Source organism: Pseudomonas sp., assembly GCF_046581935.1.
Taxonomy (GTDB): domain Bacteria; phylum Pseudomonadota; class Gammaproteobacteria; order Pseudomonadales; family Pseudomonadaceae; genus Aquipseudomonas.
In genome coordinates, this window is record NZ_JAYGFK010000028.1 from 121,708 (window position 1) to 142,263 (window position 20,556).

The following is a 20,556-nucleotide window of genomic DNA, read 5'->3' on the forward strand; positions in this document are numbered from 1 at the left end:
ATGCGCGGCTAAACGCATCAAGCCGTAGCCCGGATGCAATCCGGGGCGCCCGACGTTTGCTCACATTTTCCGGATTACATCCGGGCTACCAGGCTACAAATACCCGCCGGACAAGGCCGATGAAGCCATTGAGTTGGTACTCAAACAGGCCGAGGTGCTTAGCCAGAATTGGTCACAGTAACTGGCATGTCGGTGCGGGCCGCATTTGAGCGGCCTTTGCCGCGATAGTTGCGCTGAACCCGCCTAGGTGCTCTGATCGTTGCTTCGGGTTGGCGACGAGCGCCAGTCCGCGCACTATTCTCAATGTTCAATAAGAAACTGAGCAGGAGCCACTGCATGATCACCGTCGCCGAAATTCTCCGCGCCAAGCCACAGGCCGCTGTTTATAGCGTTTCCCCGACTACGTCGGTGCTTGAGGCCATCCAGTTGATGGCCGAAAAGGGTATTGGCGCGTTGGTGGTGTTGGACAAGGGCCGGCTGGCGGGCATCGTCAGCGAACGCGACTACGCGCGTAAGGTTGTGCTGCTGGAGCGTTCCGCTGCAGATACCGCGATCAGCGAAATTATGACCGCAGATGTCTTAACGGTTAGCCCACGCGATACCTCCCAGGACTGCATGCAGGTGATGACCGACCGCCATCTGCGCCACTTGCCGGTATTGGCCGAGGGCGAACTGATCGGTCTGTTGTCGATTGGTGACTTGGTCAAACACACCATCGCCGAGCAGGCCAGCTTGATCCAGCAGCTGGAACAGTACATTCGCGGCGAGTTAGGCTGAGCGCGCAACAGGGACAGTTTGATGGACATCCGCAAAATCGAGGTGAGTGAGCTGGATGCGCTGCTCGCCCTCTATGAGCATTTGCACGCGGACGACCAACCATTGCCCGCGCGTCATCAGGTTGAAACCGTATGGCAAACGATCATGGCCAATCCGGCTCACAGCTGCTTTGGGCTTTATCGCGATGCACGGCTAGTCGCCAGTTGTAGCATCAGTTTGGTCGCTAACCTGACGCTCGGTTGCAGGCCTTTTGCCCTGATCGAAAATGTAGTGACCCATACCGAACATCGTGGGCGTGGGTATGGCCAGGCACTGCTGGTGCATGCTCAACACTTCGCCTGGGCGCAGGATTGCTACAAGGTCATGCTGATGACCAGCAGTAAAGACCCAGCCACCCTGCGCTTCTATGAGTCAGCCGGGTTTGATCGGTATGACAAGCAAGCTTTTATCGCTAAGCCGCCGCTCTAAGATTCGCGCCGCTGCGGTTGCGCCTGATGCAGATAGCGCGTGTAGATATCCCTCGGTGGTGCCAGTTGCAGTTGCGCCAGGATCCGGCCGACGGCACCTCGGTGATAGCCGCCGTGGGTGACGATATGCGCGAGCATTTCTTCACGGCTCATGCTGCCGTGGTCGCCATCTACAAAACTGAAGTTCAGACGCTCGGCCAGCTGTTCGGCGCTTAGCCCTGCTGTGTAGTCCTGATACCAGCGATCAGTCGCCTGAACCGCCTGCTGCAGGGCTGCCAGCGTGGGTGTCTCTTGGGTGTTGGTGGCGCTGTAGCCGTGACTGGTGCCTTGCAGGTTGGCGACAAAAATCCGTTCGACTACATAGATGTGATTGAGGATGCGCAATGCAGCGTGCAACTCTGCAGCGTGGTTGATTGTCTCAAGCTGTTGCAATGCGCCGAAGAGCTCCTGATTGGCCCAGGCTTTGTACTGCAGTAACGAGGTTAGTAGGCTAGCGCTGCTCATAGATGGCCTTCAAAAACGAGTGTGAACTAACGGTCGGATTGCATAACGGTTCGGCAGGTAGATAGCGCTGTGCGGTTTAGGTGCGGCGCGCATACTGGCACTTCAATAACTCACAGGTGACGATGATGACTCTTGCTCTTACCCCACTGATTTCGCTGATCGCCGGTATTCTGATTCTGGTGGTGCCGCGTTTGCTGAATTACATCGTGGCGATCTACCTGATCGTGATTGGCCTGGTCGGTATATTCGGCACGGGCAATTTCAATCTGCGGTTTTAAGCCGCGTTCGGCCTGCTGCTTGAATCTATGGCCTTGAGCACCAGATAGAGCAGGGGGCCGGCCGAGACAAACAGTGCCGTCAGGGCAAAAAATGGCAGCAGGTATGCCAGTGATTTGCCCCGCGCACGGCCGTCGCGGTACATCCAGATGCAGGCCAGGGCCGCGAGTATGTAAAGGTCGATGACCACCTGGGCGGTGTCGGCGCTGGACATCAATTGCATGCCAAATTGCAGCAGCGATTGCTCGGCCTGCAGCATCACATAGAGGGTGTAGACACTGAAGGCCAGCAGGGTGATCAGGGGCAGTGCGAGCTTTTTCATGCGGCTATCCTTGGCTTAGGTGCTGACGGCAACGTTAGGGTTTATCGATAAAACGCGGCTCGCAGCGCACCTCAGATTTCACCGAGTTGGCGATAAAGCATTCCTCGTGGGCCTGATGGTGCATCTGCTCGATCTGTTCAAGGCTTGGCACGCGGTCACCGGAGAAGCTGACCGCCGGGCGTAAAGTCACCAGGGAGACAAACATCCTGCCGGCCTCGTTCGCCTGCATCAGGCCGCTGGCGCAGTCATGATATGCATCGACGCAGAAGCGGCGTTTGGCCGCGATGGAGAGAAACCACAGCATGTGGCAGCTGGACAGTGAGGCAACAAAGGCTTCCTCTGGGTCGACAGCTGTAGCGTCCGACATTGGCAGTGGCACAACATGCGGCGAGGATGAGCCAGCGACCTCCAGGCCACCATCAAACCGCAGCAGGTGCTTGCGGCTGTAGCGGTTACCAAGAAAGTCCTGCTCGCCGCGCTGCCAAATCACCTCAGCTACATGCTCAGTCATGGGCATTCTCCTAGGCGCTGGGGGATTCACCACCAGCCGTTATCGTTAAGCAGCATCTTCTTGTAGTAATCGATATTGGCGCGTGTGGCGAACACCGCGCTGACGCCATAGCCCAAGGCGTTGGCAATCGTGCCGTAGCCCAGATAGTCCAGGCCGATGCCGAGGGTAATCACTACGGCTGCGCACGCGACAAACAGCGCCAGGCCCTTTTTCCACATACCTTTGCAGGCGTAGTAAATCGGCCCGAAGAAGAACGCCAGGAAGTTGAAACTGAAGGCCTTACGCCGCTCTGCTTTGGGCAGCTCTTTGAACTTCGGTATCTTCACGCCACCGGCGTGGTGAATCGCGCTGAAGCGTTGCTTCCATTTGTCCGAGATCGGCAGCGCAGCGATCTGCTCGTCGTTTACCAGTGACTCTGCTGCGACGACGTTGGCTTGTGGGGTGGCGTAGGGGTTGTGTTGGGTCATGGCCGTTCATCCATTAATGGCGAGTTCGCGCACGCTACGCACTTCTGTAAATACTGTCTATTCGCCGCTTGGCACTTTGCGCCAACTCTCCACGCACTCTCCATCTCCCCTCCATAAAACCACCACGCCGGCTGCCCAGACTCTGCCTACCTAAACCGTATTGGAGAGTTGCACCATGAGCCGCATTCTGGGTTTCAAGCTAGGCGCTATCGCCTTTTTGATTCTGTTATTGCTGATACCGCTAACGATGATTGACGGTCTGGTGAGCGAGCGGCAGTACCAGCGCGCAGAGGTGCTGCAGGACATCGCCCGCAGTTCCAGCTATCGCCAGCAACTTACCGGGCCGATTCTGGTGATGCCTTACACCAAGGTGTGGCACGTGTGGAAAACCCATACCAAGACGGGGGAGCGTTATATGGAGGAGCAGAAGCGTAGCGGCCGGCTGTACTTCCTACCCGAACGCTTTTTGCTCAATGGCCACGTGGCCACCGAAGAGCGCGCGCGGGGCATCTACAAGGCGCTGTTGTACCGCAGCGATAACCAGATCAGCGGTGCCTTTAAGTTGCCAGCGCGGTTGGGGCTAGGCGATGACTTAGGCCTTTACCAATTTGGCACGCCGTTTCTATCAGTGGGTATCAGCGATATTCGCGGCATCAGCAATGACCTGCAGCTGCGCTTTAACGGCAGCAACCTGAGTTTTTCCCCCGGTAGCGCCGAGGAGCGTTTCGGTGCTGGCGTGCATGCACCGCTGCCGCCGCTGGATACCCAGGGCGGCAAAGTGCTGGAGTTCGCCTTCGAGCTGAAGCTGCAAGGTACCGAGCAGTTGAGCGTTACGCCTGTGGGTCGCGATAGCCAGGTTGAGCTGACGTCCAGCTGGCCGCATCCAAGCTTTGTTGGCGAATACCTGCCAAGCAGTCGCGAGGTTTCCAGCAAAGGCTTTAGCGCACATTGGCAGACCAGTTTCTTTGCCACCAATCTGGAAGAGGCGCTGGCTGACTGCGTACGTGGGGAAAGCTGCGATGCGCTGACTGCACGCAATTTTGGTGTGAGCTTTGTCGACCCGGTGGACCAGTACCTGAAGACCGACCGGGCGATTAAATATGCGCTGCTGTTTATCGGCCTGACCTTTGCCGTGTTCTTCCTCTTTGAGGTGCTCAAACGCATGGCTGTGCACCCGGTGCAGTACGCCCTGGTGGGCATGTCGCTGGCGCTGTTCTATTTGCTGCTGTTGTCGCTTTCCGAGCACCTGAACTTTGCCCTGGCCTACGGTATTGCCGCGACGGCCTGTGTGCTGCTGATCGGCTTCTACGTCAGTTACGTGTTGCACAGCGCCTTACGTGGCGCGTCCTTCGCCACGTTGCTGGCGCTGCTCTACGGCATGTTGTTCGGCCTGCTCGGGGCAGAGGATTACGCCTTGCTGATGGGCTCGGTGTTGGTCTTCGGTGTGCTCGCTGGGGTGATGGTGCTGACGCGCAAACTCGATTGGTACGGCGTGGGGCGCATGCCGCTGACCAGTCGCCCAGCCAGCGATCTTTAACAGACAGCGGCGCAGGTCTGGCCTGCGCCGCGTTTCTACCTGTGTGGGAGTTGCACATGATGAGTTTATTGATGCGCTTGTTTGTACGCTGGGTAGCCTGTTTCGCCTTGGGGCTGGTCGTGGCTCTGCTGGTGCTGGTTGGCCTGATGTTTTGCGGCCAATTCGACCTGATCAAAGGCCTGCAGCTAACTGGCCAGCCCTTGGCACAGTTGAGTCTGCTGATAGTGCCCGAGGCGTTCTGGAATGACCTGACAGGCTTGGCCAACGCTACACAGAGTCACGCTGTGCAATCGTTTCTCAGCTTGTGTACAGCGCTTGGGCAGATTGCCCTGCTGTTGGCTGCCGGCTTCTTCCGTCTGTGGTACGTGCGATGAGCGGGCATATAGGCTTGCGCGAAGAGGCGCGCGCGGGGCATTTGTTGGCGCGGCGGATTGCACGTCTATTTGCGGCGTCAAACCGCTCGGCGCAGCTTGCCTCGAATCCGGCGGCGTCTGGCAATGTGCGGGTGCGTGCGCGTTAGGTTGATTTCTCAGGGACGCTGCGTGTTAGCGAAACGTTCCAGGCCGGAGGGGGGAGGCAACTCGCTTACTTAAAGAGTTTTTCGCCGGTTTTGCCTGCTAGCCGGCGCGCTGCTGTTAGACCATGGTCGGGTGCTCGCCTGTTAAGGCCTGCAGGCACCTTGCAATGCTGCGTAAGCCAGCTAATACCAATGTCTAGCTGTCGGCTTGTGGCGACCTGCTGCTAGCTTGAAGCTGCATGATAATAACAATAACTGGAGGAGTTTATGACTTCTGAAAAAGCAAACGCAGCAGCGTACTGGAAGGCCAACGTCCGGCTGATTACTTGTTGCCTAGTTGTTTGGGCGCTTGTGTCTTACGGCTTTGGCATACTTCTTCGACCCATGCTGGCAGGTATCTCTGTTGGCGGTGCCGACCTTGGCTTCTGGTTCGCCCAGCAAGGTTCGATTCTCACCTTTGTCGGGCTCATTTTCTTCTACGCGTGGAGAATGAACAAACTCGATAAACAATTCGGTGTCGAGGAATAACCCATGAGCCAGTTTGTAATTAACATGCTGTTTGTGGGCGCCTCCTTTGCGCTCTATTTCGGCATCGCTTTCTGGGCCCGCGCTGGCTCAACCAAAGAGTTCTACGTCGCCGGCGGCGGTGTTCACCCCATTACCAATGGTATGGCCACTGCGGCCGACTGGATGTCAGCAGCGTCCTTTATTTCCATGGCTGGCCTGCTGGCTGCCGGTGGATATGCCAACTCAACCTATCTGATGGGCTGGACCGGTGGCTATGTGCTGCTGGCCATGCTACTGGCACCTTACTTGCGCAAGTTCGGCAAGTTCACCGTGCCGGATTTCATCGGTGATCGCTTCTACAGCAACGGCGCACGCTTGGCTGCTGTGGTCTGTCTGATCATCATCTGCGTAACCTACGTTATCGGTCAGATGGCTGGTGCAGGCGTGGCGTTCTCGCGCTTCCTTGAAGTCAGCAACTCCACCGGCATCTGGATCGCAGCTGGCGTGGTGTTCGTTTACGCCGTTTTCGGCGGCATGAAGGGCATCACCTACACCCAGGTTGCTCAGTACGTCGTGCTGATCATCGCTTACACCATTCCGGCGGTATTCATCTCCCTGCAACTGACAGGTAACCCGATTCCGATGTTCGGTATGCTCGGTGACCACGTCGAGTCAGGCGTGCCGCTGCTGCATAAACTCAATGAAGTCGTGCGTGAACTGGGATTTACTGACTACACGGCGGATGTCAGCAACAAGCTGAACATGGTGTTGTTTACCCTGTCGCTGATGATCGGTACTGCTGGTCTGCCACACGTAATCATTCGCTTCTTCACCGTACCGAAAGTGGCTGACGCACGTTGGTCTGCTGGCTGGACACTGATCTTCATCGCTCTGCTGTATCTCACTGCGCCTGCAGTGGGTTCGATGGCACGCCTGAACCTGGTTCACACCATCTACCCAGAAGGTCCGACTGCCCAAGCCCTGACCTATACAGAGCGTCCGGAGTGGATCAAAACCTGGGAAACCACCGGTTTGATCAAGTGGGAAGACAAGAACAGCGATGGTCGCATCCAGATGTACAACGATGCAGCGCCTGCCTTTACCCCAACTGCAGAAGCTCGTGGCTGGAAGGGCAACGAGTTGACCGTTAACAACGACATTCTGGTATTGGCCAACCCGGAAATTGCCAACCTGCCAAGCTGGGTTGTTGGCTTGATTGCTGCGGGTGCAATTGCGGCTGCATTGTCGACTGCTGCGGGGCTGTTGTTGGCCATTTCCTCGGCCGTGAGTCATGACTTGATCAAAAACATGATCAATCCGAAGATCAGTGAGAAGAACGAAATGCTCGCCGCGCGGATCTCCATGGCGGTCGCGATTCTGTTGGCGACCTATCTGGGGCTCAACCCGCCTGGCTTTGCCGCGCAAGTGGTGGCGTTGGCCTTCGGTATCGCGGCGGCCACGCTGTTCCCGGCGCTGATGATGGGTATCTTCTCCAAGCGGGTAAACAACAAAGGCGCCATCGCCGGCATGCTGGTAGGCCTAGTATTCACTGTGGTTTACATCTTCCTGTACCTGGGCTGGTTCTTCATCCCTGGCACTGCGACTTTCGCCAACACGCCGGATAACTGGCTGTTCGGCATCTCGCCGCTGTCCATCGGTACTGTGGGTGCAGTGATTAACTTCGCCGTAGCCTATGCGGTGTCCCTGTCTACTGAAGCACCGCCTCAGGAGATTCAGGACCTGGTAGAAAGCGTGCGTACTCCCAAAGGTGCTGGTGGCGCGTTGAGCCACTGAGCATAATCAAGCCTGATCAATGTTGATCAGGGTTTTATCAGCGGGCCTCTTTGCGAGGCCCGTTTTATTGGTGCCATCCATGGCACCCACCCTTTGGGCCGTTGTTGCGCCACGTTAAAAACTGCTCCAGGCAGTTTTTTATTTCAGGAGTGAGTCAATGTTGTGGACACTACTTGCCATCGGGGTTGCGGGGCTGGGGGCGGCTGGTATTGCCATGCTGCTGCGCAAACTGACGGGCAACCGATTGCCGAAGTGGATCATTCCCGCGTTTGGCGGTTTGGGCATGTTGGCTTACCAGATTTACTACGAGTATTCCTGGTTCGACTATCAGCTACAGCGTCAGCCGCCAGAGTCTGTGATCGTAGCCAGTGAAACTGGTGAAGTGTTCTGGCGCCCCTGGACGTACTTCTGGCCGATGACCACCGCTTTTACCGTGCTCGACAGCAAAAGCCTGCTACGTGAGGATGCCGCAGGTAACGACGTGGTTGCCTTCAACCTCTACCGCTTTGAAAAGCAGCATGTCGATCGCGTCAGCCATCAGCCGCATCTACTCAACTGCACCACCGCCGAGCTGCTACCACTGGATGCGCAGAAGAAACCGCTGCTGCAGCAGATGAAACGCATAGACCGCGAGGGTGAGCTTTATCGGCGTGCCTGCTCCTAAACATCTTCTTTTCCACGCCTGAGCCAAGGCTCGGGCGTTTGCACGATCTCTTTGGCCCTTGACGTTAGTCTGTGCATGACGCTTGCGGCACTGCTATAGACGCAGATCAATACAGCCCTTTGGCTGGCTCCCTAAAATCGCGCCCCCTTGGTTTGCCGAGCCTGCGGTTTATGGTCACTCTCCCTGCTTATCCTGAATTGTTGTCCCCTGCCGGGACCTTGAAGAACATGCGCTATGCCTTCGCCTATGGCGCGGACGCGGTGTATGCCGGCCAGCCGCGTTATAGCCTGCGGGTGCGTAACAATGAGTTTGATCACGCGCATCTGGCCTTGGGTATTGCCGAGGCACACGCGCAGGGTAAGCAGTTTTATGTGGTGGTGAATATCGCCCCGCATAACGCCAAGTTGAAGACCTTTCTCAAGGACCTGGCGCCGGTGATCGAGATGGCCCCGGATGCACTGATCATGTCCGACCCGGGCTTGATCATGCTGGTGCGTGAATATTTTCCGCAGATGCCGATTCACCTTTCTGTGCAGGCCAATGCGGTGAACTGGGCCAGCGTGAAGTTCTGGCAGCAACAGGGGCTGAGCCGGGTGATCCTGTCGCGTGAACTGTCGCTGGAGGAAATCGCCGAAATCCGCAGCGAAGTACCGGGCATGGAGCTGGAGGTATTCGTTCACGGTGCGCTGTGTATGGCGTACTCCGGGCGCTGCCTGCTGTCGGGCTATATCAACAAGCGCGACCCCAATCAGGGCAGTTGCACCAATGCTTGTCGTTGGGAGTACAAAACCGAGCAGGGCGCTCAGAACGACATGGGCGATATCGTGCGTATGGTTGAGCCCACCTTGGGGGTTGGCGCGCCTACCGAGCAGGTGTTTCTGCTGCAGGACGCCTCGCGCCCGGACGAGCCCATGCCGGCGTTTGAAGATGAGCACGGCACCTACATCATGAACTCCAAAGACTTGCGCGCGGTGCAGCATGTCGAGCGGTTGGTGCAGATGGGCGTGCACTCGCTAAAGATCGAGGGGCGCACCAAATCCCACTACTACGTGGCGCGCACGGCTCAGGTGTATCGCAAGGCGATTGATGATGCCATCGCCGGCAAACCGTTCGACAAGAGTTTGATGAGCACCCTGAAATCCCTGGCCCATCGCGGTTACACCGAGGGCTTTTTGCGTCGCCATGTGCACGACGAATACCAGAACTATCAGCGTGGCAGCTCGGTCTCCGAACAGCAGCAGTTTGTCGGTGAGCTGACGGGGGAGCGGCGTGGCGAGTTGGCTGAGGTGAAGGTGAAAAACCGCTTTGCCATCGGCGATGGACTGGAGCTGATGACCCCTCAGGGCAACCTGCGTTTTAGCCTTGAACAGTTGGAAAACCGCCAGGGTCAGGCAATGTCGGTCGCCCCGGGTGACGGCCACGTGCTGTACCTGCCGGTGCCGCCTGAGGTGCAGCTGGAATATGCGTTGTTGATGCGTGATTTGTAGGTTGGATTAGCGAAGCGTAATCCGACAACTTAAGGCTAGGCAACCCGGATTACGCCTACGGCTAATCCAGGCTACGGTCTGGCCTACCGCCGTGGTGGATGAAAAGCGCGTCATCGACCTACTTTCAGTGCCTGCGGGTATTGAGGCTTGAAGCCTACATTGAATGCGCGCGCTGACGGCGTCGACTGTTGAGCTGCTGTTGCAGTGCCAGCAGGCTGTCGAGGCCTTGCTGGCGCGCCTTGCTAAACAAGATCAGCGCCAGTTCGGCGGTAACCAGTGCATCGGCGCTGGCGTGATGGCGCTGATGCACCTGTAAGCCGAAATGCTGCGTCCAGCTGTCCAGGCCAGCCTTGCCCACGTTGGCCTTGGGGCACAGCAGTGGGGCGATTTCGGCGACATCAAAGAACGCATGCTGCAAGCGGTAGCCCAGGCTTTGTTTGAGGGCGCGGGCCAGCATGCGTTGGTCGAATTCGGCATGGAAGGCCAGCAACGGACTGTCGCCGACAAACTCCATAAAGGCCAGTAAGGCGTCTGCGGGCTCCTCGCCTCTGGCAATCTCGCTGGGCGCGATGCCGTGGATCAGCGTGCTGGCGCTGGCCTGATGGCCTTCGCGTTGCAGGGTGCATTCGAATTGCTGGCTGAGGTCGATGGCCGAGTTATCGATCACCACGGCACCTATCGACAGCACTACATCGCGGCGCATATTCAGGCCGCTGGTTTCCAGATCAAGAACGACAAAGCGCTGCTGCAGCGTGCGGTTGTCGAGAGATGCGGCCTCGGCGAGCTGCTGGCGGCGCTCAAGCTGCGCTTGGGTTAATACCGGTTTGTGCCCGGTTAGCCAGGTAAAGGTGCTCATAGCTGATATCTCACGGCCAAGCTGCTCTGCAGCCGTTGCGCCTGGCGGAAGGATTCACGCAGGATGCGCCGATCCAGGTGGTTGAGGTTATCCGGGTCGACTCGGTTGGAGTAGGGCAGGCCATCGCGCGCTTGCAGTTGGTGCTGCTGCATGCGTGCCTGTTGGATGTAGTGGTAGGCCTCCTCGTAGGCCGCGCCATCCTGAGCGTCGATAACGCCTTGGCTAATCAGCGCGCGCAGGCGCTCCAGGGTGTTGCAGGCGGCTACGCCATGAGCCAGGGCCAGTAGGCGTGCGCCATCTACGAAGGGCGTTAGGCCTTGCACCTTGAGGTCCAGGGTGTCTTTTTCGGCACCTTTGCGGGCCACTACAAAGTCGCGGAACATGCCCACCGGCGGGCGCTGGCGCAGGGCATTTTCCGCCATCATGCGCTGGAACAGGCTATTGCCGGCAACCTGCTGCAACAGCTCTTGGCGTAGCTGTTCGCAGCCCTGATGATCGCCCCACACCGTGCGCAGGTCGAAATAAATGCTTGAGGCCAGCAGGTTTTCCGGCGTGGCTTTTTGCACAAAGCCCGTGAAGCGTCGCGACCATTCCTCGCGTGACAGGCACAGCTCGGGGTTGCCGGCCATGATGTTGCCTTTGCACAGGGTAAAACCGCACTGGGCCAGGCGCAGGTTGATTTCATGGGCCAGAGGCAACAGTTGGCCGCGAATGGCTGCTGCCTCGCTGGCGTCATTGGCCTCAAACAGAATGCCGTTGTCCTGGTCGGTGTAGAGGGTTTGCTCGCTGCGACCTTCGCTGCCGAACACCAGCCAGGTAAAGGGTATGCCTGGGTCGCCCAGGTCCTCCAGGGTCAACTCGATCACCCGGCATACGGTGTGGTCGTTGAGCATGGTGATCAGTTGGGTGATTTGCGTCGAACTGGCACCGTGGGCGAGCATGCTGTCGACCAGTTGGCGCACGTCGCCGCGCAGTGCCGCCAAGGTTTCAACCCGCCCGGCATGGCGAATGGTGCGCGCCAGGTGCACCAAGTCAACGCGTTGCAGGCTGAACAGATCGCGCTCGGAAATAACCCCGCACAGCGTGCCGTGCTCGACCAGGCAGACGTGGGCGATATGCCGCTCGGTCATGGCGATGGCCGCATCAAAGGCGCTGGCATCCGGCGACAGATGAAAGGGCGACTGGGTCATCAGGCTGCTGATTGGCTGGGCCAGATCAACGCCATCGGCTACCACGCGGCGCAAGTCACGCAGGGTAAAGATGCCCAGTGGTTTTTGCGCGGGGTCGACGATAACGATGCTGCCGACTTGCTGTTCATGCATCAGCTTGACGGCATCACGCATGGGCATCTCTGGGCCGCAGCTGATGGGGTTGCGCATGGCCAACTGGCCGAGGCGGGTGTCCAGCGAATACTGCGCGCCGAGGGTTTCCACCGCGCGCATTTGCACCTGTTGGTTGACCTGGTCGAGCAGGCTACTGACCCCGCGCAAGGCGAAATCACGCAGCGGGTTGGACATGGCAAACAGCTTGATGAATGCCGGTTTGTTTAGTAGCAAGCAGAAGGTGTCTTCAGCGGCCAGGTGTTCGGTGCGAGTGGCACGTTCGCCGATCAGCGCCGCCAGCGGGAAGCACTCGCCGGTGGTGATCTCGAAGGTGGTTTCCGTGCCCCTGCGTGCCGAATGCGGACGCTCACCATGTACGCGCCCCTGTTTGACCACGAAAAAGTGTGCCACCGGGCCGTCAGCCGGCTTGATGATGGTTTCGCCTGCGCTATAGAAGCGCAGCTGGCAGTTCTCCACCAGGTACGCCAGGTGGGCGGACTCCATCTGATTGAAGGGTGGAAACTTCTGCAGGAACTCCATGGTGCCATGGATGTTCTGCAGCACCGCCGTCTTGCCTGCCTGGGCGAATGCATCCGCTGTGCTCATGGACGGCCTCACCGTGATCTAAGCGCTTATGGTCGGCTGGCGCAGTGGCGCTGGCCATTGGACGTAAGTCTAGCCAGCCAGCGCAGCCTGTCGCGATCTCTGGCAAGTGCTTGCTGCACCGGCGTTTCAGGGTAATTCGGTGCGCATAAAAAAACCGCCCCGGAGGGCGGTTTCTGTGTAGCTACAGCGACGGGTTACAGGCCGTTGGCGGTCTTGAATTCGCGGCGGCGGCGGTGCAGCACTGGCTCGGTGTAGCCGTTGGGCTGTTTGGCACCCTCGATCACCAGCTCCAGCGCGGCCTGGAAGGCGATGTTGCTGTCGAAGTTGGGTGCCAGCGGCCGGTACAGCGGGTCATGGGCGTTCTGACGATCGACAACCGGAGCCATGCGCTTGAGGCTGGCGACGATCTGCTCTTCAGTGGCGATGCCATGACGCAGCCAGTTGGCCAGCAGTTGGCTGGAGATGCGCAGCGTGGCGCGGTCTTCCATCAGGCCGATGTCATTGATGTCCGGCACCTTGGAGCAGCCGACGCCTTGGTCGATCCAGCGCACAACATAGCCGAGGATGCCCTGAGAGTTGTTGTCCAGTTCGTTCTGAATCTCTTCCGGGGTCCAGTTGGTGTCCTTGGCCAGTGGGATGCTGAGGATGTCATCGATTGAGGCACGCTCGCGTTTGGCCAGTTCGGCCTGACGGGCGAACACGTCAACCTTGTGGTAGTGCAGCGCGTGCAGCGCGGCGGCGGTCGGCGACGGCACCCAGGCGGTGTTGGCGCCGGCCAGCGGGTGAGCGATTTTCTGCTCCAGCATGGCGGCCATCAGGTCGGGCATGGCCCACATGCCTTTACCGATCTGCGCGCGGCCTTGCAGGCCGGTGGCCAGGCCAATGTCGACGTTCCAGTTCTCGTAAGCGCCGATCCACTTTTCAGTCTTCATGGCTGCTTTACGCACCACGGCGCCGGCTTCCATGGAGGTGTGGATTTCGTCACCGGTACGGTCGAGGAAGCCGGTGTTGATGAATACCACGCGCTCGCTGGCCGCCTTGATGCAGGCCTTGAGGTTGACGGTGGTGCGTCGCTCTTCGTCCATGATGCCGACTTTCAGGGTGTTGCGCGGCAGGCCGAGGACGTCTTCAACGCGGCCGAACATCTCGCTGGTAAAGGCCACTTCTTCGGGGCCGTGCATCTTCGGCTTAACGATGTAGACCGAACCGGTGCGGGTGTTCTTGCGGCTGGTGTTGCCATTCAGGTTGTGCACCGCCATCAGGCTGGTGAACAGCGCGTCCTGGATACCTTCCGGAACCTCGTTGCCTGCGGCGTCGAGAATCGCCGGGTTGGTCATCAAGTGGCCAACGTTACGCACGAACAATAGGCTGCGGCCGTGCAGGGTCAGCTCGCCGCCATCGGCCTGGGTGTACACGCGGTCCGGGTTCATGGTGCGGGTGAAGGTCTGACCGCCTTTGGCAACTTCTTCGCTCAGGTCGCCTTTCATCAGGCCGAGCCAGTTCTTGTAAATCACTACTTTGTCGTCAGCATCGACGGCGGCGACGGAATCTTCGCAGTCCATGATGGTGGTCAGTGCGGCTTCCATCAGCACGTCTTTAACGCCGGCAGCATCGGTCTGGCCGACTGGGGTGCTGGCGTCGATCTGGATTTCGAAATGCAGGCCGTTGTGCTTGAGCAGCACCGCGATAGGCGCTTCGGCTGGGCCTTGGAAGCCCGCCAGTTGCGCGTCATCGTGCAGGCCACTGTTGCTCCCGCCTCTAAGAGCGGCCACCAGCCTGCCGTCAACAATCGAGTAGCCGATGGAATCGACATGCGAGCCTGCCGCCAGCGGTGCAGCTTCGTCGAGGAAGGCGCGTGCGAAGGCAATAACCTTGTCGCCGCGGACCTTGTTGTAGCCTTTGCCTTTTTCCGCGCCGTCGGCTTCGCTGATCGCGTCAGTGCCGTACAGCGCGTCGTACAGCGAGCCCCAGCGGGCGTTGGAAGCGTTCAGGGCGAAGCGCGCATTCATCACTGGCACGACCAGCTGTGGGCCGGCCAGGCGGGCGATTTCTTCGTCAACGTTTTGCGTGGTGGCCTGGAAATCAGCCGGCTCTGGCAGCAGGTAGCCGATCTCTGCAAGGAAGGCTTTGTAGGCTACGGCGTCGTGGGCCTGGCCTGCGCGGGCTTGGTGCCAGCCGTCGATTTGCGCCTGAATCTGGTCGCGTTTGGCGAGCAGCGCACGGTTTTTCGGTGCCAGGTCATTGATGACCGCTTCGGCACCTGCCCAGAACGTCTCGGCAGCAATGCCGGTACCGGGGATGGCTTCGTTATTCACGAAGTCGAACAGCACTTTAGCAACCTGCAGGCTGCCTACTTGAACGCGTTCAGTCATCACTCGCCTCACTCTGCTCAGCTCTACTAAATAGCGCATCGGACATGGGAAATAAGTTATGTAGTCCGGGGCGCGGCATACTACATCAAGATTCGTGGAAAATCAGTTGGGGCGCGTCGCTATGCGACTGGTGCGCTGTATTTGGTCATTCTCCGTGGTTTTGTTTCATGGTTTTAAATTAATTGTTCCAATTTTAAGATGAAATAGTACACAATTTTTTTGGCGGGTGTATCGGTAGCCCCAAAGGCAAACCGCTACCTATACTGCTTATCACCTTTCAGGAGCGCCAGCACCATGCGTATACAGGCAGCCGCTGCGGCGGATCTGGAGCACCTTTGCGAACTGTTTGCCGCCTACCTGCACTTCTATGAGGTGCCCAAGCCGCTGGCACAGGTTCATGAGTTTTTAGCAGCTCGTCTGCGTCAGAGCGACTCAACCATACTACTGGCCCGAGATGAAAACGGTGTTGCCCTGGGCTTTGTTCAGCTCTATGGGTTTTTCTCCTCGTTGGCCTTGCAGCCGGCCTTGTTGCTCAGTGACTTGTATGTGAGCAAGCAGGCGCGCCGTCAGGGTGTGGGCGAGGCGTTGATGAACGCTGCGCGCGCGCATGCTGAAGCGACAGGTGCCTGCGGTTTGCAGTTGGAAACGGCAAAGAGCAATCTGCCAGGACAAGCCCTCTACGAACGCCTGGGTTATGTGCGTGATGAGGTGTTTTATACCTATTGGTTGGGGTTGAATTGAACCGCCGCTGAATTAAGGAGCAGAGCATGGATCATCTGGTACTTACGGTTATTGCTCAGGACCAGCCGGGGCTGGTTGAACGTGTAGCGCAGTGCATCAGTGCGCATGGTGGCAATTGGCTGGAAAGCCGCATGTCGCGCATGGCCGGACAGTTCGCCGGGATACTGCGGGTTGATGTGCCGCTCACCGGGCATGCCGGCTTGCTCGTCGCCCTCGATGCTTTGCAGGCCCAGGGCATCCGTGTGCAGGTCGCCGCTGGTGGTGATGCGCCGCTTAGCGTCTGGCAGGCGATTCGTCTGGAATTGGTGGGTAATGATCGGCCGGGCATCGTGCGCGACATCACGCGCTTGCTCAGCGCTCATGGCGTCAATCTGGAGAGTTTGAACACTGAGGTTGTGCCAGCGCCGATGAGCGGCGAACTGCTGTTTCAAGCCCAAGCATTACTGGGTGTGCCGCAAAGCCTGAGCCTGGAGCAGTTGCAGACGCATCTGGAAACCCTGGCCGATGACCTGATGGTGGAGCTGAAGCTGCAGGCCGACGATTGATACCGGAGGTTATCCACGATCCATGTGGATAAGCCTGTGCGTAGCATAAGGAGCCCTGGCGCACTGCTTAGTGCCCCGGGGCTTTTTGTTAAGTGCTTAAAAAATAAGCACTTAACGTTTGGTTGTGCACATAAGCCGGGGATGCTTCTGTGGATAAGCCGGGGGCAACCCGCTGCAGCCCAGGTGGGCGCTGTGCTGTAGCGAGCTGGTTGTTTTTTAACCTGGCTGGCGTTTACGCAGGCTTAGCCAGGCATCCACGCTGTAAATCGCCAGGCCAGCCCAGATGCAGATAAACGCTAATAGCTTGCTCGGGTCGAAATGCTCGCCAAACAGGAAGATCGCCTGCAGCAGTACCAGGGTCGGAGCCAGGTACTGCAGAAAGCCCAGGGTGGTGTAGGGCAGGTGGCGGGCCGCGGCGTTGAAGCACACCAGCGGCACCAGGGTGATCGGGCCGGCGGCGATCAGCCAGAGCGCCTGCGGCGTAGTCCAGAATTCAGACTGAGAGCTCATCGCTGTCGGGTTGAGCAGCAACCAACCAAGCGCCAGCGGCAGTAATAGCCAGGTTTCCACGACCAAGCCAGGTAGTGCGGAAACCGGTGCCTGTTTGCGGATCAGCCCGTAGAAGCCGAAGGTCAGCGCCAGCACCAGTGACACCCAGGGAATGCTGCCGACTTGCCACAGTTGTTGCAGTACGCCCAGCGCCGCCAGCGCCACGGCGATCCACTGCAAGCGGCGCAAGCGCTCGCCGAGAATCAGCATGCCGAGCAGCACGTTGACCAGTGGGTTGATGTAATAGCCGAGGCTGGCTTCGAGCATGCGTCCATCATTCACAGCCCATACATACACCAGCCAGTTGCTGGCAATCAGTACGCCACTAAGGCCCAGCACGGCAAAGCGCTTAGGGTTGGCCTGCAGCTCGCGCATCCAGCCGGGGTGCTTCCAAACCAGCAACAGCAATGCGCCAAACACGGCCGACCAGAGCGCGCGATGGACGATAATTTCCACTGCCGGCACGCTTTGCATGGCTTTGAAATAGAGCGGGAACAGACCCCAGATAATGTAGGCGGTCAGGCCGAGGATATACCCGCGACGCGGGTTGGCGGAGGCCATGCTGGGTCCTTGTTTGGCTGGCTAAGGAAAGGCTGGAATTCTATCTGGGTGCGCAGGGAGTTGTCTGGTTGTTCAGCTTTTCGCTCGCTGGGTTTGCAGTCATTAGTGAGCCACTGGTCGTGTCGGACAGGTTGAGCGTAGCGATACCCATCGCTGTCGGCCAGATGGGTATTGCCTCCTACTTAAGTCGCTCTACCTATTTCAACCAGGCAACAGCCAATTGATCAAAACAGCTTCAGCGGCTCTTCATCCAGTGCCGCCAGTTGCTCGCGCAGGATTAGGATCTGATCGCCCCAGTAGCGCTCGCTGCCGAACCAGGGGAAGCTCATTGGGAAGGCCGGGTCGTCCCAGCGTCGCGCCAGCCAGGCGCTGTAGTGCATCAGGCGCAACGCCCGCAGGCCTTCGATCAGCGGCAGTTCGCGTGGGTTGAAGTCGTGAAACTCCTGGTAGCCATCCATCAATTCCGAGAGCTGGCCAAGGCGTTCATGGCGTTCGCCAGCGAGCATCATCCACAGATCCTGCACTGCCGGTCCCATGCGGCAGTCGTCGAGATCGACCATGTGGAAGGTTTCGTCACGGCACAGCAGGTTGCCAGGGTGGCAGTCGCCGTGCAGGCGAATCGCTTGGACCGGATTGTTGGCGAACAGCGCGTCCAGGCGCTTGAGCAGGTCGCGGGCCACTGACTCGTAAGCCGGCAGCAGGCTGCGTGGGACAAAGTTGCCCTCAAGCAGTGTCGCCAGGGAGGCGTGGCCGTAGTTGCTCACCTGCAGAGCTTCACGGTGGGCAAAGGGCTTGAGTGAACCTACGGCATGCAAACGGCCAAGCAGTTGGCCGAGGCGATACAGTTGGTCGAGGTTACCCGGCTCCGGCGCACGCCCGCCACGCCGTGGGAATAGAGCAAAGCGGAAGCCAGAGTACTCGAACAGGGTTTCGCCATCGCGTGCCAAGGGTGCCACCACGGGCACCTCGCATTCGGCCAGCTCGAAGGTGAAGTTGTGCTCTTCGCGAATGGCCGCATCGGTCCAGCGGTCCGGGCGATAGAACTTGGCGATCAGCGGCGTCTCGTCTTCGATGCCGACCTGATAGACGCGGTTTTCATAACTGTTGAGCGCCAGCACGCGGGCGTCGCTGAGATAGCCGAGGCTCTCCACGGCATCCAGCACCAGGTCGGGTGTGAGTGCAGCAAATGGATGGGACATGGGCGACTCCAGCTAGTTGGCCGCAAAGTGTAACCCTTATGTCACTGGCAAGGGCTGGCTCCGGCGTGGCCACGAGTTAAACGGCAACAACCCCTAGTTAGTCACCCGGTTTTGGCGTGCGCGCCAGGCAGTACACATCCACTCGCGCCGCGCCAGCTTGCTTGAGTAAGCGTGCCAGGCTTTGCGCAGTCGCGCCGGTGGTTAGCACGTCATCGACTAGGGCCACGTGTAGGCCGGATACCGCGCTGCCTGGTGCCAGGGCAAACGCCTTGCGCAGGTTGCGTTTGCGTGTGGCGGCATCCAGTTGTTGCTGCGCCGGGGTATCGACCACGCGCTGTAACCAGTGCGCTTGCACTGGCAGCTGCAATAGCGGACTTAGCCATTCGCACAGCAAGCCGGCCTGGTTGAAGCCGCGCTGGCGTTGCCGTTTGTCTGCCAGCGGTACGGGCAGTAGCACGTCGGGCTTGCTCAGCCCTTCATCAAAGGCATGTTGCAGATGGTGTGACAAAAGCTCGCCGAGCAGACGTCCCAATGGCCACTTGGCCTGGTGCTTGAACCGGGTAATCAGGCTGTCGATGGGGAAGGCGTAGCGCCAGGGTACTTCGACCTTGGTAAAGCTGGGCGGTTTTTTCAGGCAGGCCCCGCATACCAAGCCATGGCTGGGCAAGGGCAAGGCGCACACCTGGCAATGTCCGCCCAGCCAGGGGAGCTCGGCTTCGCAACTGCTACAGATGGCCAGCGTGGTGTCTGCAGTCTCGTCGCAGAGCAAACAGGTATGTTTGATTTTTAACCAGTTGTAAACCTGGTTTTGTGAGTCGGGTTGACAGCGCATAAACCTTCCATAACTATGCCGAACATCCGTGTCGCGTCTGCTGAATTTAGCAGGGCGCAGCCAACAATAAGGAATTACCGATGAGCGCAACCACCGCCGCCAACCTGCGTCACGACTGGAACCTCGCCGAGGTTAAGGCGCTCTTCGAGCAGCCGTTCAACGATCTGCTGTTCCAGGCGCAGACCGTGCACCGCGCGCACTTTGATGCCAACCGCGTGCAGGTCTCTACCTTGCTGTCGATCAAGACCGGTGCCTGCCCGGAAGACTGCAAATACTGCCCACAGTCCGGCCACTACAACACCGGCCTGGAAAAGGAAAAACTGCTGGAAGTGCAGAAGGTGCTGGAGGCCGCCGCTGAGGCCAAGGCCATCGGCTCCACGCGCTTCTGCATGGGCGCAGCGTGGAAGCACCCGTCGGCTAAAGACATGCCTTACGTGTTGAAAATGGTTGAAGGTGTGAAGGCTCTAGGCCTGGAAACCTGCATGACCCTGGGCAAGCTCGACAAGGAGCAGACCCAAGCCCTGGCCGAAGCGGGCCTTGATTACTACAACCACAACCTGGACACCTCGCCGGAGTTCTACGGCAACATCATCACCACCCGCACCTACGGCGAGCGCCTGGAAACCCTGGCTTACGTGCGTGATTCGGGGATGAAGATTTGCTCCGGCGGCATCCTTGGCATGGGCGAGTCGCTGGACGACCGCGCTGGCCTGCTGATCCAGCTGGCTAACTTGCCAGAGCATCCGGAATCGGTGCCAATCAACATGTTGGTGAAGGTGAAAGGTACGCCGCTGGCCGATGAGCAGGACGTTGATCCGTTCGACTTCATCCGCATGCTCGCCGTGGCGCGGATCATGATGCCGCAGTCACATGTACGCCTGTCTGCTGGGCGTGAGGCGATGAACGAGCAAATGCAGGCGCTGGCGTTCTTCGCGGGTGCCAACTCGATTTTCTACGGCGAGAAGCTGCTGACCACCGCCAACCCACAGGCCAATAAAGACATGCAGCTGTTCGCCCGCCTTGGCATCAAGCCGGAAGAGCGCGAAGAGCACGCAGACGAAGTGCATCAGGCGGCTATCGAGCAGGCGCTGGTCGAGCAACGCGACTCCAAGCTGTTTTATAACGCAGCGGTCTGACGGCTGT

General features: G+C 58.8%; 23 protein-coding genes. 13 read left to right on the forward strand and 10 right to left on the reverse strand.

From position 1 onward, the window contains the following. Positions 1 to 73: 73 nt before the first annotated feature. From VCA57_RS22995 to VCA57_RS23005, 3 genes are all read left to right on the forward strand, one after another. The gene (locus VCA57_RS22995; protein WP_411188120.1) at positions 74 to 181 is read left to right on the forward strand and encodes a type I restriction enzyme endonuclease domain-containing protein; all 108 of its coding nucleotides are present in this window, start codon (positions 74 to 76) and stop codon (positions 179 to 181) included. Between the two features lie 155 nt (positions 182 to 336). Next, complete coding sequence (locus tag VCA57_RS23000) at positions 337 to 777, forward strand: CBS domain-containing protein (RefSeq protein ID WP_411188007.1); 441 nt, start codon at positions 337 to 339, stop codon at positions 775 to 777. 21 nt (positions 778 to 798) lie between these two features. Then, on the forward strand, positions 799 to 1,245 hold the full coding sequence (locus tag VCA57_RS23005; protein WP_411188009.1) for a GNAT family N-acetyltransferase: 447 nt from the start codon (positions 799 to 801) through the stop codon (positions 1,243 to 1,245). Here VCA57_RS23005 and VCA57_RS23010 read toward each other — a convergent pair. After that, entirely contained in the window at positions 1,242 to 1,748 is a 507-nt protein-coding gene (locus VCA57_RS23010; protein WP_411188011.1) for a DinB family protein, read from the reverse strand. The genes VCA57_RS23005 and VCA57_RS23010 overlap by 4 nt on opposite strands. Positions 1,749 to 1,873: 125 nt before the next feature. Here VCA57_RS23010 and VCA57_RS23015 point away from each other — a divergent pair, with 125 nt between their 5' ends. Next, entirely contained in the window at positions 1,874 to 2,026 is a 153-nt protein-coding gene (locus VCA57_RS23015) for a DUF3096 domain-containing protein (RefSeq protein WP_079203638.1), read from the forward strand. On the opposite strand, the gene VCA57_RS23020 is transcribed toward VCA57_RS23015, so the two are convergent. From VCA57_RS23020 to VCA57_RS23030, 3 genes are read right to left on the reverse strand one after another with little or no spacing between them, the layout of a single operon-like run. Beyond that, positions 2,023 to 2,346 (reverse strand): DUF2834 domain-containing protein, encoded by a 324-nt coding sequence (locus VCA57_RS23020; RefSeq protein ID WP_411188014.1) that lies wholly within the window; start codon positions 2,344 to 2,346, stop codon positions 2,023 to 2,025. The genes VCA57_RS23015 and VCA57_RS23020 overlap by 4 nt on opposite strands. Before the next feature lie 34 nt (positions 2,347 to 2,380). Further along, on the reverse strand, positions 2,381 to 2,857 hold the full coding sequence (locus VCA57_RS23025) for an OsmC family protein (protein ID WP_411188016.1): 477 nt from the start codon (positions 2,855 to 2,857) through the stop codon (positions 2,381 to 2,383). Positions 2,858 to 2,883: 26 nt separating this feature from the next. Further along, positions 2,884 to 3,324 carry a DUF2628 domain-containing protein gene (locus VCA57_RS23030; protein ID WP_411188018.1) on the reverse strand — a complete coding sequence of 147 codons (441 nt, stop codon included), beginning with the start codon at positions 3,322 to 3,324 and terminating at the stop codon, positions 2,884 to 2,886. A gap of 175 nt (positions 3,325 to 3,499) precedes the next feature. On the opposite strand from VCA57_RS23030, the gene creD reads away from it, so the two are divergent. The 6 genes from creD (at position 3,500) to yegQ (ending at position 9,830) form a co-directional block, all read left to right on the forward strand. Next, positions 3,500 to 4,861, forward strand: a complete 1,362-nt coding sequence (gene creD / locus VCA57_RS23035; RefSeq protein ID WP_411188020.1) for a cell envelope integrity protein CreD — start codon at positions 3,500 to 3,502, stop codon at positions 4,859 to 4,861. 56 nt (positions 4,862 to 4,917) lie between these two features. Next, complete coding sequence (locus VCA57_RS23040) at positions 4,918 to 5,235, forward strand: hypothetical protein (protein WP_411188022.1); 318 nt, start codon at positions 4,918 to 4,920, stop codon at positions 5,233 to 5,235. A 410-nt stretch (positions 5,236 to 5,645) separates the two neighbouring features. After that, on the forward strand, positions 5,646 to 5,906 hold the full coding sequence (locus VCA57_RS23045) for a DUF4212 domain-containing protein (RefSeq protein WP_411188024.1): 261 nt from the start codon (positions 5,646 to 5,648) through the stop codon (positions 5,904 to 5,906). A 3-nt stretch (positions 5,907 to 5,909) separates the two neighbouring features. Further along, positions 5,910 to 7,679: a sodium:solute symporter family protein gene (locus VCA57_RS23050; RefSeq protein ID WP_411188026.1), complete on the forward strand. Its 1,770-nt coding sequence runs from the start codon at positions 5,910 to 5,912 to the stop codon at positions 7,677 to 7,679. 157 nt (positions 7,680 to 7,836) lie between these two features. Next, a complete protein-coding gene (locus VCA57_RS23055) occupies positions 7,837 to 8,343 on the forward strand; it encodes a hypothetical protein (protein ID WP_411188028.1) in 507 nt (168 codons plus the stop codon). A 170-nt stretch (positions 8,344 to 8,513) separates the two neighbouring features. Then, positions 8,514 to 9,830: a tRNA 5-hydroxyuridine modification protein YegQ gene (yegQ, locus tag VCA57_RS23060; protein ID WP_411188030.1), complete on the forward strand. Its 1,317-nt coding sequence runs from the start codon at positions 8,514 to 8,516 to the stop codon at positions 9,828 to 9,830. A gap of 154 nt (positions 9,831 to 9,984) precedes the next feature. Here the strand turns inward: yegQ and VCA57_RS23065 are convergent, their stop codons facing one another. The 3 genes from VCA57_RS23065 to VCA57_RS23075 all read right to left on the reverse strand — a co-directional run bounded on the left by VCA57_RS23065 (position 9,985) and on the right by VCA57_RS23075 (position 14,986). Continuing rightward, positions 9,985 to 10,686: a PolC-type DNA polymerase III gene (locus tag VCA57_RS23065; RefSeq protein ID WP_411188032.1), complete on the reverse strand. Its 702-nt coding sequence runs from the start codon at positions 10,684 to 10,686 to the stop codon at positions 9,985 to 9,987. Continuing rightward, positions 10,683 to 12,614 carry a putative nucleotidyltransferase substrate binding domain-containing protein gene (locus VCA57_RS23070; protein ID WP_411188034.1) on the reverse strand — a complete coding sequence of 644 codons (1,932 nt, stop codon included), beginning with the start codon at positions 12,612 to 12,614 and terminating at the stop codon, positions 10,683 to 10,685. Before VCA57_RS23070 ends, VCA57_RS23065 begins: the two co-directional genes overlap by 4 nt. A 194-nt stretch (positions 12,615 to 12,808) precedes the next feature. Continuing rightward, positions 12,809 to 14,986, reverse strand: coding sequence for a malate synthase G (locus VCA57_RS23075; RefSeq protein ID WP_411188036.1), 2,178 nt, complete (start codon positions 14,984 to 14,986; stop codon positions 12,809 to 12,811). A gap of 294 nt (positions 14,987 to 15,280) precedes the next feature. Between VCA57_RS23075 and VCA57_RS23080 the strand changes: the two genes are divergently transcribed. Then, a complete protein-coding gene (locus VCA57_RS23080) occupies positions 15,281 to 15,727 on the forward strand; it encodes a GNAT family N-acetyltransferase (protein WP_411188038.1) in 447 nt (148 codons plus the stop codon). Positions 15,728 to 15,753: 26 nt separating this feature from the next. Then, positions 15,754 to 16,272 carry a glycine cleavage system protein R gene (locus VCA57_RS23085; RefSeq protein WP_411188040.1) on the forward strand — a complete coding sequence of 173 codons (519 nt, stop codon included), beginning with the start codon at positions 15,754 to 15,756 and terminating at the stop codon, positions 16,270 to 16,272. A gap of 216 nt (positions 16,273 to 16,488) precedes the next feature. Here VCA57_RS23085 and rarD read toward each other — a convergent pair whose 3' ends face one another. From rarD to VCA57_RS23100, 3 genes are all read right to left on the reverse strand, one after another. After that, positions 16,489 to 17,382: an EamA family transporter RarD gene (gene rarD / locus VCA57_RS23090; RefSeq protein WP_411188042.1), complete on the reverse strand. Its 894-nt coding sequence runs from the start codon at positions 17,380 to 17,382 to the stop codon at positions 16,489 to 16,491. A 224-nt stretch (positions 17,383 to 17,606) separates the two neighbouring features. Further along, on the reverse strand, positions 17,607 to 18,581 hold the full coding sequence (locus tag VCA57_RS23095) for a serine/threonine protein kinase (protein ID WP_411188044.1): 975 nt from the start codon (positions 18,579 to 18,581) through the stop codon (positions 17,607 to 17,609). A gap of 97 nt (positions 18,582 to 18,678) precedes the next feature. Continuing rightward, on the reverse strand, positions 18,679 to 19,413 hold the full coding sequence (locus VCA57_RS23100) for a ComF family protein (RefSeq protein WP_411188046.1): 735 nt from the start codon (positions 19,411 to 19,413) through the stop codon (positions 18,679 to 18,681). A gap of 80 nt (positions 19,414 to 19,493) precedes the next feature. Here VCA57_RS23100 and bioB point away from each other — a divergent pair, with 80 nt between their 5' ends. Further along, positions 19,494 to 20,549 carry a biotin synthase BioB gene (gene bioB, locus VCA57_RS23105; protein ID WP_411188048.1) on the forward strand — a complete coding sequence of 352 codons (1,056 nt, stop codon included), beginning with the start codon at positions 19,494 to 19,496 and terminating at the stop codon, positions 20,547 to 20,549. The last annotated feature ends 7 nt before the right edge of the window (positions 20,550 to 20,556 follow it).